Genomic DNA, 14618 nt, shown 5'->3' on the forward strand with positions numbered 1-14618 from the left:
TGTTTTTTTGTGAATTGTGTTGCTGGTAGTGAGTATTGATGCTATGATAATAAACAGTCTATTAGGGAGGATATTATGGATAAAGAATTAGATTTAACAACTGGAGTGATTTGGAAACAATTGTTATTATTTTTCTTTCCTATCTTAATTGGAACATTTTTTCAACAGCTATATAATACTGTAGATACGGTTATTGTAGGAAAATATGTGGGAACTAATGCTCTTGCTGCAGTTGGTTCAACTGGTAATTTAATAAATTTGATCGTTAATTTTTTTATTGGATTATCATCTGGAGCAACTGTTGTAATTGCTCAATTTTATGGATCGAATGATGATATAAAAGTATCTAAAGCAGTTCATACATCGATTGCAATGTCATTTATTTGTGGTGTTGTCATGATGATTTTTGGTTTGCTTTTTTCTAGACAATGTCTAAATATGATTGGAGTTCCAGGTGACATCATTAATGATGCGACATTATATATGAAATTATATTTTTTAAGCATGATACCTGGAGTAATTTATAATATCGGTGCTGGGATATTAAGGGCAATTGGTGATTCAAAAACCTCATTATATTATTTAATTGTCTGTAGTGGTGTAAATGTCTTTTTTGATTTATTGTTTGTTGCTTATTTTAAGATTGGAGTTGCTGGTGCGGCAATTGCTACAGTAGTTGCGCAATTTGTATGTGCTTTTTTAGTAATGAGAAAATTGATAAGAAGTAAGCATAGTTATCAATTAAGATTAAAAGAAATAAAAATAGATACAGCAATTTTAAAAAGAATCATAAAAATAGGAATTCCAGCTGGGATACAATCAACTATGTATTCTATTTCAAACATAGTTTTACAAACGAGCATTAATGCTTATGGTACAAATACAATTGCTTCATGGGCTGCTTATGTAAAAATTGATGCTTTATTTTGGATGGTAATGGGAGCATTTGGTTCGACAATAACTACATTTACAGGACAAAATTATGGTGCTGGATTAATGAAACGTGTAAATCAAGGAATGAAAACATGCCTGTTTATGGCTTTTGTATCAGCAGGATTAATTAGTAGTTTTCTATGGATTTTTGGTAGCAATATTACAGTTTTATTTTCTAATGATATAAAAATTATTAATGAATGTAGTGAGATAATTCGGTTTTTAACACCATTTTATTTTACATATTGTTGTGTAGAAATATTTTCTGGAATAATGCGTGGTTGTGGAAAGTCACTTGAACCGATGGTAATTGTATGTTTAGGTATTTGTGTGCTTAGAATTTTTTGGGTTTTATTTATAGCGCCGATATTTTCTTCGTTTAATATGTTGCTTGTTTCTTATCCAATTACATGGTCAGTTACATCGATATTATTTTTGTTTGTTTATCGTAGATTTAGTACGAAAAAATTATAATTCTATATTTTAGATTCTAGATATGATAAGATATTAAAAAGGTGTGATTGAATGAAAAAAATAGTATTAGGAATATTAGCGCATGTTGATGCGGGTAAAACAACATTAACAGAGAGCATGTTATATTTAAGTAAAACGATACGTCATTTAGGTAGAGTTGATCATGGTGATGCATTTTTAGATTATAATAGTCAAGAAAGAGATCGAGGAATTACGATCTTTTCTAAACAAGCAATGTTTAATTGGAATGATTGTCAAATTACATTAATTGATACACCAGGGCATGTTGATTTTTCAACTGAAATGGAGAGAACATTGCAGGTCTTAGATTATGCAATATTAGTTATTAGTGGGATTGATGGAATCCAAAATCATAGTGAAACAATTTGGAAATTATTAAAGCATTATCATGTTCCAACATTTATTTTTATAAATAAAATGGATAGTATTTATGCAAATAAAGATAAATTATTGAATGATTTAAAAGGACAGTTTGATGAAAATTGTTTTGATTTTGAAAATTTAGATGAAAATTTTTATGAGACAATTGCTTTAAATAATGAAAAATTACTAGATTATTATTTAGAACATCAAACTCTTACAAAAGAAATGATCATTGATGAAATTTATCAGCGAAATTTATTTCCATGTTTCTTTGGTTCGGCTTTAAAAATAGAAGGAATAGATACTTTTTTAAATGAATTTACAAACTATGTTAAAGAAAAAAAATTTCCTAAGCAGTTTCAAGCTCGAGTATTTAAAATAACTCATGATAAACAAGGCAATAAGTTAACTCATTTAAAAATAACGGGTGGTAGTTTAAAAGTAAAAGAACAAGTAGGTAATGAAAAAGTAGATCAAATTCGAATTTATTCGGGTGATAAATATCAATTAGTAAATGAAGTATATGCTGGAGATATATGTGCAATTAAAGGTTTTAAGAACTTTGAAATTAGTCAAGGATTAGGAAATGAATCAACAATTAATACTCCAATTTTATCACCATATATGGATTATCGAATTATTTTACCAGAAAACTGTAATCAACATGAAGCTTTAGAAAAATTATTATTGTTATCAAAAGAAGATCCGCAATTACATATCAATTATAATAATCAATCAAAAGAAATTCATGTTGAGTTAATGGGAGAAATCCAAGTCGAAATTCTAAAAAATATCATTAGTGAAAGATTTAATTTAGATGTTGAATTTGATCATGGTAATATTATTTATAAAGAAACGATTTTAGAACCAGTTGAAGGGGTAGGACACTTTGAACCATTAAGACATTATGCTGAAGTTCATTTATTACTTGAACCAGGTAAACCAGGAAGTGGTTTAGAGTTTGCCGTTGATTGTAAAGAAAATGTTTTAGCTACAAGTTATCAGCGGTTAGTTTTGAGCCATTTAAAAGAAAAAGAGCATATTGGAGTTTTAACAGGTTCTTTAATTACAGATATGAAAATAACATTGATATCTGGAAGGGCACATTTAAAACATACTGAAGGTGGCGATTTTCGTGAAGCAACGTATCGTGCCTTAAGACAAGGATTAAAAGCAACTAAATCAATTTTATTAGAACCATATTTCAAGTTTACATTAGAAATACCGGTTGAATATTTAAGTCGAGCAATTTATGATATTGAAACAATGAATGGCACTTTTAAATTATCGAAAGAGCAAGATGAAATGGCTTATCTAACGGGAAAGGCTCCAGTTAGTAAAATGCAAAATTACCAAAGTGAGGTAATTAGTTATACTAAAGGTAAAGGTAGAATAACATTACAAATTGATGGTTATTATCCTTGTACTAATCAAGAAGAAATAATTAGTAAAATCAATTATGATAGTGAATCTGATCTTGAAAACCCTACTGGTTCTGTATTTTGTAGTCATGGCGCCGGTTTTAATGTTAAATGGGATGAAGTAGAAAATTATATGCATATTCCTTATCAATTTAAACCAAAAAATGAAAATATAGAAAAGAAAATTGAAAAAACAACGTATAGCAATGAAGACGAAGAATTAGAAAACATTTTTATTCGTACTTATGGACCAATAAAACAACATCAAACAAACACATTAACTAAAAAAATCATCAGTAATACAACATATAAATACATGCCGGAATGTTTATTAGTTGATGGTTATAACATTATTCATTCATGGCCGGAATTAAAAGAATTAGCTAAAGATAATTTAGATGCTGCTAGAACGCGATTAATTGATATAATGTGTAATTATCAAGGCTATAAAAAATGTATTTTAATTTTAGTTTTTGATGCTTATAAAGTAAAAAATAATTTAGGTTCTAGTTATAAATATCATAATATCTATATTGTTTATACAAAAGAAGCCCAAACAGCAGACATGTATATTGAAAGAACGACACACGAACTTGCAAGTAAATATAATATTACAGTAGCAACATCAGATGCTTTAGAACAATTAATTGTTCTTGGTCAAGGTGGGAAAAGAATTTCTTCTCGAGAATTACGTTTAGAAGTAGAAAAATTAGATAAAGAAAAATTGGAAGAATATCGTCGTAAACAAGCTAAGGGATATAATTATTTATTAGAGGATATAAAAAATTATAATAAGGAATAAGGTGATTAGATGAAATTTCAGTATAATCTTAATTATATTGGAGGAATTGATGGTTATAATAAAAGAGCGATTTATACTTTAAAGATTACAGATGATTATTTTTATGTAAATGGTTTGATTAAAAGTAAGAAATTTGCATATGAACAAGTAAAGGGGATTTTTTTTGGTGAAATTAATGATTTAAAAAGGGCGTTTGCGGAAGTAAAATTATTATTTGAACAAGTAAGTTTGTTGGATTATCGTTTAAATCGTAAATTAAAATATTGCTTAGTTATTGTTTTAGAAGATACTAAAATTGTTTTTGCTCAAGAAGAGGATATTAATTTAAAGAATGCCTTTAGAAGATTAAAAGAAAGACATAGTCAAAAAACCTAGTCAAGTGACTAGGTTTTAAACTATTTTTTCTAATTTTTCAATAGCATTTTTGATTCTTTTAATTGTTTCGTCTTTACCAAGAATATGAGCAATTTCAACAGCACCACCAGGTGTAAATGTTTTAAAAGTTAAAGCTACTCTAATTGGATACATGATCTGTCCATTTTTCTTTTCATGTTTTTTAGCTAATTCAATAAATTTTTCTTTAATTTTATCTTCATTGTTAAAATCTAAATTTTCTAATTCTGGTAAAACGATTTTTAAAGCTTCTAATGAATTTTCAATGTTTGTTTTCATTTTTTTATTAATAAATAAATCTTGATTAAATGGATGAGGTAAGTCGATAAAATCAACAGCTTCACTAATTTCACTTAATATTTGAATACGAGGTTGTAAGATTTTTGAAAGTTCTAAGTAATCTATTTTTGTTTCAATACTATTTTGATAATAATTTATAGCTAATTGATTAAATTGTTCAACAGTCATATTTCTTAAATATACACCATTCATCCATTTTAGTTTTTCATAATCAAAAATTGCAGGTGATTTACTAATTCGCTCAATTGTAAATTGTTTAACTAAATCATCTAATGAAAATATTTCTTCTTCGCCAACTGGTGACCATCCTAGTAAAGCAATATAATTAATAATTGCTTCACTTAAAAAACCTTTATTAATTAAATCTTGATAACTGGCATCACCGTTGCGTTTACTTAATTTATTTTGAGCATCTTTCATTACTGGAGGAACATGAATATATGTAGGTATTTGCCAGTTAAAAGCTTGATAAATTAAATTATATTTAGGAGTACTTGATAGATATTCATTTCCTCTAACGACATGGGTAATATTCATTAAATGATCATCAATGACATTAGCAAAGTTATATGTAGGATAACCATCACTCTTTAATAAAATTCCTTCGTCTAATAATGCATTTTCGTATTCAATAGTGCCATAAACTGCATCATTAAATGTAGTTGTTCCAGTTTTATTAATAGTTTGACGAATGGTATATTTTTCATTATTAGCAATTCTTTTTCTAGCTTCTTCGATTGAGATATTTTTACATGGATCATCATATAAATAATTTTGGTTTTCTTTAATTTTATCTTCGCTACAAAAACAATAATGACCATAACCTAAATCAACTAATTCATGGGCATATATTTGATATATATCTAGTCTTTTTGATTGAATATATGGTCCTACATTACCTGGTTTTAGTGGTCCTTCATCATATGTTAAACCAGTATCTTTTAAAACATCATATATAAGTTCAATCGCACCACTTACTTCACGTTCTTTATCTGTATCTTCAATTCTTAAAATAAACTCACCATCAAGATGTTTAGCGATTAAGTAACTATATAATGCAGTTCTTAAATTTCCTATATGCATATAACCAGTAGGGCTTGGAGCAAAACGGGTTCTAATTTTGTTCATTTTTAAATTTTCTCCTTTAAATTATTTTAAAAAGTGATATAATAATTATACATTGGGGTGTAGCCAAGCGGTAAGGCAGCAGACTCTGAATCTGCCATTTCCCTGGTTCGAATCCAGGTACCCCAGCCATTTATATGATTAGTATAGCACATAATATAGTAATTTGTTGATAACAAGTTAGTATATTATGTGCTATTTATTTTATATTTAATTAATACGTTTTAAAATTATTAATAATTTATAATTTTGTTTATGTGAAAAATATGTTGATTTTATAGGATGTTTTCGATTTATTAAATTGAATTTAAGACTAAATTGGGATATAACTATATATATAAATACATCCAAGTGGGGAATAGAAATGAGGTATTTAAAGAAAGTTTTTTCGATATTTTTAGCGTTAGTTTTAAGTATTACAATGCTTTCTTCCTATGTGATGACTTTAAAGGCAGATAATAATGTAATTAATCTAAATGAATTGGAGCCTTTTAAAGGAAGAACAAAAGAGTAAGTAACAGAAAAATATGATATTGCTAAAAAGGATGAATATTATAATAGAGGGAATAATGATTATTATAAGATTACCCCATCATTGGTAGCTCCCTATGATGGAGGAAAATTAAAAGAAGAAGTTCATCAAGCAATGACGGATTTAACTAATTTTTATCGTTGGTTAGCAGGGGTAAATCCATATGAAAATGTTTCTAGTCATGATCAAAATTTACAAAATTTTGCAGTCATTGAAACATTGTATTTTAATGCAACAGGTTCATTAAATCATTATTCTGGTAGCTCAAATTTATGGTCAAAGCCTAATGATATGAGTGATGAATTTTGGCAATCTGCATTTGCACCTAATAAAATTATTGCTTATGGTAGTTCACCTCAAGCATCAATTGAACAATGGTTTGAAGAAGGATACAATCAAAGACAAAATGCATTCAATACGACAGGGCATCGTGATATGTTATTGAGTTATCAAACAACAGGTATGACATTTGCATATACAGATAGAATGGCAATAGGAAGACAGTTGGGTGGAGAAACAATGAATTTACCATGTACAGCATACCCAGCTCCAGGTCCTTATCCTAATATTAGTCTTAACCCAGAAGAAACAGCGTGGTCAATAGAACTAAATGATCAACAATTAAGTTATGATAATATTAATGATATCACAATAAAAGTAACTAATTTAACTACTAATGAAAGTTATGAGTGTACAGCAAAAAATAATAAATTAACAACAGTAAGTTATGGTTATGGATTTGCGTTTGCACAACCTGAAGTAAATACAGATACATATGTTGATTCATATAAAATAGAAATACTAGGTCTAAAAGATTTAAATGAAAATGATAAAATTGTTACATATCAAACTGATCTTTTTGATCCAGCTACAATGCTTAGTTCAAATGTTGTAAAAGTTGATTATGCATGGACAAATGTTCATGATAGTTTGTGGAATGAAAATAGTGTAGATGAAAATGATATATTTGGTGTTATGCCTACTGAAATAATATTTGAAACAGATAATGGACGTAAAGAATTATTAGAAATAGGATGGCTATATAAAAGTTCTGGTTTAGGTGAAAAATGGATGAACGTAGCATGGTATTTTTTACCAGAAAATGTTAATGATCATCAAAATTTAATAAGTGATTTTGGGGTATACTTTGATCGAATTAGAAATACGGATAGTGACAAAAATTTGAAATATATGGTAACAGAAAACGAAACACTGACAATGGAAGTGACACCATATGAAAATTGGCCTATAGATGAGTATAATTGGTATAAATCACAGAGTAATGGTGATCCAATATTGATTGCTCAAACATGTAAACCAACTTTTACAATTGAAAATGTAACCAAAGAAGATGCCGGTAAATATTTTGTAATATATCGTATAACAAACGATTTAAATAGAAATACTTTCATTACACCATATAAAACTGTTACAGTAAAAGAGCCATTAGCTCTTGATCATCTTGAAGTTACATCAACAAAGACAAAATATGTAATTGGTCAAGATTTTGATCCTGAAAGTTTAGATATTACAGCTTATTATAATGATGATAGTTCTAAAAAATTAAATTATAATGATGTAACAATTACTGGTTTTGATTCATCTAGTTTAGGTGAAAAAACGATAACAGTTACATATAAAGAAGATAATAAAACAGTTTCTACCACTTTTAAAATTGAAATAATAGAAAAAGAAGTTAAAGATATAGTATTAACCCCTCCTACAAAAGTTAAATATGTTGAAGGACAATCATTAGATTTAACAGGTGGAAAAGTTATTGTATCTTATAATGATGACACAAGTGAAGAAATAGATTTGACTAGTGATATGGTTAGTGGCTATGATAAAGATCATCTTGGAAAACAGACAATTATCGTAACATATCAAGGAAAAACAGCAACATTTGAAGTTGAGGTTATAAAAAAAGAAGCTACAAAAATAGAACTTGTAACTCTACCAAATAAAATTGAATATATAAGAGGGCAAAAACTTGATTCTGATGGAGCAATCAAAACTGAATATATCGAAGGACAACCTTTAGACATTAGTAATTTAAAAGTAATTGCATTATATAATGATGGAACATCAGAAGTAATTGATGCTTCAATGGATATGATTAGTGGTTATGATGTAAATATTATAGGAAAGCAAACAATTACAGTGACATATAAAGGAAAAACAACAACATTTGATGTAAATGTTATCGAAAAAGTTATTACAAAAATAGAAATGAATAGTTTACCTAATAAAGTTAATTATCTTGTTGATCAAAAATTTGAAATTAATGGGGCAACAATTAAAGTTTACTATAATGATGGAAGTGAAGAAATAGTAAATGTAGATAGTAATATGTTTAATTTACCAAATATGAGTAAAATTGGTAATCAAACTATTATCGTTAATTATGGAGGATTGACTACTAGTCTTGAAATATTGATCAATGATAAAACATTAGTTAATATTACTGTTTCAACTTTACCAGATAAAACCGAGTATATTGAAGGTCAAGGTTTAGATGTTACTGGTGGTAAATTGTTATTGACTTATGATAATGGAAGTAGTGAAATAATCGATATTACTTTAGCTATGTGTAGTGTTGATATGAGTAAACCTGGTCAGGTAAATGTTAGTGTTATTTATAATGGATTTACTGTTACTTATCCTATTTTAATTAAAGAAAAAACACCTGTATCATTAATATAGGTTGAAAAGCCGAGATTAGACAAATTAAAGAAGGAATGGAATTTATTTATAGTGGAGAAGTAAAGATTGTTTATGACAATGGTAGTGAAGAGATAAAAAAAAGTAACTGCTCTTGATTTTGAGGTAAGAGGATTTGATAAGTATCATATTGGTAAGCAAAACGTTATTATTGTTTATAAAAGAACAGAGTTATCTGTTGATGATACAATTGAAGTTATTGCAAAAAAATATCAGGTTTAAAAATTCAATCTTTACCATTAAAACTAACATATAAACAAGGCGAAGTATTTAATCTTGATGGTTTAAAAGCTTTAGCTAACTATGATAATCAGACAACTGCTTTAATTAGCAATGATGATTTAATCATTTCCTTACCAGATATGAATAAACTTGGTAAACAAGTTATTGTAATTAGTTATGGCGATTTTAAAGCTGAGTTTGAAATTGAAATAACAGCTAAAGATACATCAATGGATAAAGAAGATAATAAGGACAAAACTAACCAAGATAAAAATGTTGCAGTAAAAACAGGAGATAATAGTTTGACTAGTGTTTATACAACAATTGCATTATTAAGTGTAGCTAGTTTTACAATGCTTAGAAAAAAGGATTATTTAAATAAGCGTTAAAAGGGATACTTTTGAGTATCCCTTTTAATTTTAGAACTAAAAATAAAATAGCATGTTATAATAAATATAAAATAGTATTAAGGTAGGATAAAAATATGGATAAACAAAGATTTGAAAAACAAATAGCTTTTATTTTAGAAATTGACAAAGAAAAAAACATTCTTCGTCAAACACATTTAAGTAATCACGGACGTCAAGAAAATGATGCTGAACATGCATGGCACATGGCAATCATGATTTATTTATTGAAAGAATATGCCAATGAACAGTTTGATATAGCTAGAGCAATGATGATGGCATTAATTCATGATATCGTAGAAATCGATGCAGGTGATACTTATGCATATGATATAATTGGTTTAAAAACCCAAAAAGAACGTGAAAAAAGAGCTGCTGATCGTATTTTTGGAATTCTTCCTGATGATCAAAAAAAAGAATTGAAGAGTTTATTTGAAGAATTTGAAGCATGTAAAACTGCTGAAGCAAAGTTTGCACATGCAATGGATAATTTTCAGCCATTACTTTTAAATAATTCTAATGATGGTAGTGATTGGATAAAACATAATGTAGATAAAAATCAAGTAATACAAAGACAGAAAAAAACAAAATTAGGATCGCTTGATATATGGGAATATATAAAAAAGATAATCGATATAAATGTAAAAAAAGGTAATATTAAAGATAAATAGTGATAATTTATTATAGATGTGAAAAAGTGCATAAAATGTGAATAAAGATAGTTATAAAAACAAATATTTAAATTATATAAATAATAAGTTAGGAGAAATATTGTGACAAATATAATTGATTATGTAAAATGGCGAGGTGATTTGAGTTTTCAAAATGATCCTTTTAATGATATTGATGCTTTAGCATTAAGTTTACTTGTATACGTTGAGTTTAATAATGTTGTAATAAGTGAAAAATGTTATTTAAAAGATGTTGCTGATCAGTTTTTTAAATTAAATGATGTAGAAAAATTGATGCAAGAATTTTCATTTACTAAAAATTCAATCATTTTATTAGAAATTATGGCAAAATCAAATCGTTACAAAGATATATTATTATCTGATTACGTAAGTGAATTAGATTATAAAATTACTAAACAATTTGCTGCTATTACATTTTGGTTATCAGATGGGAGTATTTTTATTTCTTATCGTGGGACAGATGATACCATTTTAGGATGGAAAGAAGATTTTATGATGTCATATAAAACTTTGATTCCCTCACAAATTAGAGCTAAAGAATATTTAGAGATGATTATTGGAAAAAAATATAAATATTCACTTAGTTTTTTAATTAAAAATAGAGATAAGCAAACTAGTGCTTTTAAAATACTTAAAGAATATCTTTATCAATATTTTTATGGTGTTAAAATTAGAATTGGTGGACATTCAAAGGGTGGTAATCTTGCAGTATATGCCGCTAGTAATAGTTATAAAAAATTAATTAATAGAATAATATGTATATATAATCATGATGGACCAGGATTTGATTTACAAAATACAAAGTTAATAAATTATGATTTACTTATTTCTAAAATTAAAAAATATGCACCAGAAAATTGTATTTTTGGAATTATGCTTGATTCTTTAGAAGATGTAGTTATTGTTAAAAGTGACGCAAAAGGATTAATGCAACATGATGCTTTTTCTTGGCAGATTGAAGGTAAAAATTTTATTACATGCAGGGATTTTAATAAAGATAGTCAAGCAATGGATATTACTTTTAAATCATGGCTTAGTAAAGTTGATAAAGATACTAGAAAACAGGCGATTGAAAGTATTTTTAATATTCTTGATGCAATAAAGATTGAAAAAGTTAATGATTTTTCACAAAAAGCTTTTATTCATTTAATTAAAGCTTTAAAACAGCTTAAAAATATGGATAGTGAATCAAGGGAAGCAATAATTTGCTTTTTTAAAACTTTATTAATTGAAAATAATAATAGTCGTAAAGAATATAAGAAAAAGTAATAATAAATTCATAATTTATTAGTATTATTTTATTATCAAAGATGAAAAGAGGGAAAATAATGGATAAATTTAAAAATTCTTTAATAAAATTTATGAGTGGACGATACGGTAGTGATCAATTTAATGTTTTTTTAGTTGTTTTGGCACTTATATTGTTACTTTTATATGTATTTTTTATTAAAGAATCATTTTTAGTTCTAATTATCTGGTTGGTCTTGTTGTATTATTTATTTAGAACATATTCACGAAATATTTATCGACGTAGACAAGAAAATGAAAGATTTTTATCATTAATTCATCCAATAAAAAGAAGATATAATCTTATTAAAAATAATCAACAAGATAAAGAACATAAATATTTTTTATGTCCAAGTTGTAAACAAATGGTAAGAGTACCAAGAAGACGTGGTAAAATTACGATTACATGTCCAAAATGTAAACATAAATTTGATAAAAAAAGCTAAAAGGTAAATTATGCTTAAAGCACAATTTACCTTTTAACATTTAAATCGTTTTAAATGTTTAACTAAAGTAGCTACTAGCTTTTCTAAAATGATTTGATCATCTTTTTTAAAACGATTAAAACTAGTAGAATCGAGATCTAATACACCATATAAATCATCATCAATGATAATTGGTATTACAATTTCACTATTACTTGCACTATCGCAAGCAATATGTCCAGGAAATTCATGGACATTTTCAACACAAATAGTTTTTCTACTAGTTGCACAAGCACCGCATACGCCTTTATTAAAAGGAATTGAGGTACAAGCAATTAATCCTTGAAATGGTCCTAAAATCAATTGTTTATTTTGATTTAAATAGAAGCCAGCCCAAGATACATCTTCAAATTCTTGTTTAATAAATGCACTTGTATTTGCAAGAATCGATATTTCATAATTAATATTCTCTAATAATGAATCTAGTTGTTTTTCTTTCATTTTAATCACCGGTTATATTATACAATATTTTTTGGTTTAAAAAACTAATATCGGTTAAAAATAATAATATAAAATTATGATAAGGAGATTATATAAATGAAAAAAGTAACTAAATACTTATTGTGTTTAACATTAGTATGCACATTTTGTTTTACATTAGTAGGATGTAGTAAAGAAGATACTAGTGATACTAATCAATCCAATCAGACAGATCAAACTAATGATACAAACAATGACACTACTGATAATGACTTAGAAAAAATCGATAAAGAAGTAACAAATAAATTTAATAATGATTATGAAGTAAATAAAACAGATGTAAGTGAAGCCGTGACTTATATTAATGAAAATCTTGATAATGTAAAAGATAAAGAAACTGCAAAAAAACTATATGAACATGCAAGTTATTTACAAGTGGCCGCAGATAAAGGACAAGTTGGAGATGAAGATACAATTAGAAATTTAGCTCATCAAACTAAAGAGTATGCTAAAGAAGTATATAATGCAAATGATGATGAATTAGATGATATTATAAATGGTGCTAAATATGATTTTGATGAATTTAGAACACAATTAGGTGACGATATTAATAATGCTGTTGATAATTTTATGAGTTTTTTTGAAACAAATAAAAGATAATAAAATAATCGTACGATGATTCGTACGATTATTTGTGCAATAAATAATATGCAATACAGCTATAAACAGTAGTACCAGTTAATAGAACTTTTTCATCAAAATCAAAAGCACAATTATGTGGAGAGGCACAAAGATTTGTTGTTAATTTCATATAAGTACCAATTCCACCATGGTCTTGAACTGTAGACATCATATAAGAAAAATCATCACTGCCATCTAAAGGACTCAAATAATTTGGGGCAACTTTGATTTCTTTTAAATTTTCACTACATACATGATTGATAATATCCATCATTTCCTTATCACAATCAAGAGAATAGGCTTTACCCATTTGCTTTATTTCAACAATCGTATCATGCATTAAAGCGGCTCCCCGAATAACATCACGCGCATATACTTCCATATAATTATTTAATTCAGTAGTTGCACCGCGCACTTCAATTTCTAATTTAGCAGTTTCTGGAACAACATTACGACTAGTACCGGCACTAATTGTACCAACATTTATTCTAGTACAACCATCACTATTTCGAGGAATTGAATGTAAATTTAAAACACAAGATGATGCTGATAATAAAGCATTTTTTCCAAATTGAGGCATTCCTGCTGCATGAGAAGAAACACCATGATAAATAACATCAAGTTTAGTTGTTGCAAAAGTTTCATTCATCCCAAGATAAATATCATAATCTTCATTTGCTTCTTGTTGCCAAATGTGTCCGGCAAAAATATAATCAACATCTTTTAAAATACCACTTTTACAAATACTTTTAGCACCTCTAACACCTTCTTCAGCAGGTTGAAAGATAAGCTTTATTGTTCCTTGAATACTATCTTTAATATTGCTTAAAATTTTAGCAACAGTTAAACCGATTGCTACATGGCCATCATGACCGCAAGCATGCATAGTACCTTGATTACATGAAATAAAACCAAATTTACCAGGATTATGATTAATAGAATCATCTTCTTCAATACACAATGCATCCATATCAAATCTAATAGCAACAACTGGACCACTACCATTTTTTAAAATACCAGCTACTGCTGTAAAACCATCTTTTACTTTTTTTATATAATAAGGGTCAGCACCTTGTAAGATAGCTCGTTGATAATTACTTTCAAGCGTCTCTTGGTCAGGAACACCCATTCGATATTCCTCACACATTATCTCTTTTCCGATTAATACTTGATAACCTAGCTTTTCTAGTTTTTTTGCAACTAAAGAAGCAGTACGCATTTCTAACCAGCCTTGTTCAGGGTATTTATGTAAATCTCTTCTTATAGCAACTGTTTCAGGATAATATTGCTTTGCCAATGATTTTATTTTTTCATACATAATCGTTCTCCTTTGATAATA

Annotated in this window: 13 protein-coding genes and 1 tRNA gene; 11 read left to right on the forward strand and 3 right to left on the reverse strand. The window is 27.4% G+C overall.

Features of this window, described 5'->3' with window-relative positions:
• Positions 1-75 precede the first annotated feature (75 nt).
• The 3 genes from NQ543_RS05370 to NQ543_RS05380 are packed head-to-tail and all read left to right on the forward strand — an operon-like array spanning position 76 to position 4389.
• Positions 76-1407 carry an MATE family efflux transporter gene (locus NQ543_RS05370; RefSeq protein WP_004609888.1) on the forward strand — a complete coding sequence of 444 codons (1332 nt, stop codon included), beginning with the start codon at positions 76-78 and terminating at the stop codon, positions 1405-1407.
• Positions 1408-1458: 51 nt separating this feature from the next.
• On the forward strand, positions 1459-4014 hold the full coding sequence (locus NQ543_RS05375; RefSeq protein ID WP_004609887.1) for a translation factor GTPase family protein: 2556 nt from the start codon (positions 1459-1461) through the stop codon (positions 4012-4014).
• 9 nt (positions 4015-4023) lie between these two features.
• Positions 4024-4389, forward strand: a complete 366-nt coding sequence (locus tag NQ543_RS05380) for a hypothetical protein (protein ID WP_004609886.1) — start codon at positions 4024-4026, stop codon at positions 4387-4389.
• 15 nt (positions 4390-4404) lie between these two features.
• On the opposite strand, the gene gltX is transcribed toward NQ543_RS05380, so the two are convergent.
• Positions 4405-5835: a glutamate--tRNA ligase gene (gene gltX, locus NQ543_RS05385; RefSeq protein ID WP_004609885.1), complete on the reverse strand. Its 1431-nt coding sequence runs from the start codon at positions 5833-5835 to the stop codon at positions 4405-4407.
• A gap of 53 nt (positions 5836-5888) precedes the next feature.
• Here gltX and NQ543_RS05390 point away from each other — a divergent pair.
• The 7 genes from NQ543_RS05390 to NQ543_RS05420 all read left to right on the forward strand — a co-directional run bounded on the left by NQ543_RS05390 (position 5889) and on the right by NQ543_RS05420 (position 12139).
• Positions 5889-5964: transfer RNA gene (locus tag NQ543_RS05390), tRNA-Gln, on the forward strand.
• A gap of 232 nt (positions 5965-6196) precedes the next feature.
• The gene (locus NQ543_RS05395) at positions 6197-6346 is read left to right on the forward strand and encodes a hypothetical protein (protein WP_154645959.1); all 150 of its coding nucleotides are present in this window, start codon (positions 6197-6199) and stop codon (positions 6344-6346) included.
• Positions 6347-6427: 81 nt separating this feature from the next.
• The gene (locus NQ543_RS05400; RefSeq protein WP_004609883.1) at positions 6428-9067 is read left to right on the forward strand and encodes a bacterial Ig-like domain-containing protein; all 2640 of its coding nucleotides are present in this window, start codon (positions 6428-6430) and stop codon (positions 9065-9067) included.
• Between the two features lie 242 nt (positions 9068-9309).
• Positions 9310-9696: a bacterial Ig-like domain-containing protein gene (locus NQ543_RS05405; RefSeq protein WP_230197300.1), complete on the forward strand. Its 387-nt coding sequence runs from the start codon at positions 9310-9312 to the stop codon at positions 9694-9696.
• Between the two features lie 95 nt (positions 9697-9791).
• Positions 9792-10385, forward strand: coding sequence for an HD domain-containing protein (locus NQ543_RS05410; RefSeq protein ID WP_004609881.1), 594 nt, complete (start codon positions 9792-9794; stop codon positions 10383-10385).
• 102 nt (positions 10386-10487) lie between these two features.
• Positions 10488-11675 (forward strand): Mbeg1-like protein, encoded by a 1188-nt coding sequence (locus NQ543_RS05415; protein ID WP_004609880.1) that lies wholly within the window; start codon positions 10488-10490, stop codon positions 11673-11675.
• Positions 11676-11734: 59 nt separating this feature from the next.
• Positions 11735-12139 (forward strand): hypothetical protein, encoded by a 405-nt coding sequence (locus NQ543_RS05420; RefSeq protein ID WP_039904189.1) that lies wholly within the window; start codon positions 11735-11737, stop codon positions 12137-12139.
• A gap of 33 nt (positions 12140-12172) precedes the next feature.
• Here the strand turns inward: NQ543_RS05420 and NQ543_RS05425 are convergent, their stop codons facing one another.
• Positions 12173-12619 (reverse strand): GAF domain-containing protein, encoded by a 447-nt coding sequence (locus NQ543_RS05425; RefSeq protein WP_004609878.1) that lies wholly within the window; start codon positions 12617-12619, stop codon positions 12173-12175.
• Positions 12620-12715: 96 nt separating this feature from the next.
• Here NQ543_RS05425 and NQ543_RS05430 point away from each other — a divergent pair, with 96 nt between their 5' ends.
• A complete protein-coding gene (locus tag NQ543_RS05430; RefSeq protein ID WP_004609877.1) occupies positions 12716-13258 on the forward strand; it encodes a hypothetical protein in 543 nt (180 codons plus the stop codon).
• Positions 13259-13286: 28 nt separating this feature from the next.
• Here the strand turns inward: NQ543_RS05430 and NQ543_RS05435 are convergent, their stop codons facing one another.
• Positions 13287-14597, reverse strand: coding sequence for an amidohydrolase (locus NQ543_RS05435; RefSeq protein ID WP_004609876.1), 1311 nt, complete (start codon positions 14595-14597; stop codon positions 13287-13289).
• Positions 14598-14618 lie beyond the last annotated feature (21 nt).

Origin of the sequence: Thomasclavelia spiroformis DSM 1552 (assembly GCF_025149465.1) — a bacterium.
Classification (GTDB): domain Bacteria; phylum Bacillota_I; class Bacilli_A; order Erysipelotrichales; family Coprobacillaceae; genus Thomasclavelia; species Thomasclavelia spiroformis.

What these genes read in the sequence shown, in the direction of transcription:
- gltX (WP_004609885.1), bottom strand. Translation starts at nt 5,835, where the DNA reads ATGAACAAAATTAGAACCCGTTTTGCTCCAAGCCCTACTGGTTATATG.
- NQ543_RS05430 (WP_004609877.1), top strand. Translation starts at nt 12,716, where the DNA reads ATGAAAAAAGTAACTAAATACTTATTGTGTTTAACATTAGTATGCACA.
- NQ543_RS05380 (WP_004609886.1), top strand. Translation starts at nt 4,024, where the DNA reads ATGAAATTTCAGTATAATCTTAATTATATTGGAGGAATTGATGGTTAT.
- NQ543_RS05410 (WP_004609881.1), top strand. Translation starts at nt 9,792, where the DNA reads ATGGATAAACAAAGATTTGAAAAACAAATAGCTTTTATTTTAGAAATT.
- NQ543_RS05375 (WP_004609887.1), top strand. Translation starts at nt 1,459, where the DNA reads ATGAAAAAAATAGTATTAGGAATATTAGCGCATGTTGATGCGGGTAAA.
- NQ543_RS05370 (WP_004609888.1), top strand. Translation starts at nt 76, where the DNA reads ATGGATAAAGAATTAGATTTAACAACTGGAGTGATTTGGAAACAATTG.
- NQ543_RS05395 (WP_154645959.1), top strand. Translation starts at nt 6,197, where the DNA reads ATGAGGTATTTAAAGAAAGTTTTTTCGATATTTTTAGCGTTAGTTTTA.
- NQ543_RS05425 (WP_004609878.1), bottom strand. Translation starts at nt 12,619, where the DNA reads ATGAAAGAAAAACAACTAGATTCATTATTAGAGAATATTAATTATGAA.
- NQ543_RS05435 (WP_004609876.1), bottom strand. Translation starts at nt 14,597, where the DNA reads ATGTATGAAAAAATAAAATCATTGGCAAAGCAATATTATCCTGAAACA.
- NQ543_RS05420 (WP_039904189.1), top strand. Translation starts at nt 11,735, where the DNA reads ATGGATAAATTTAAAAATTCTTTAATAAAATTTATGAGTGGACGATAC.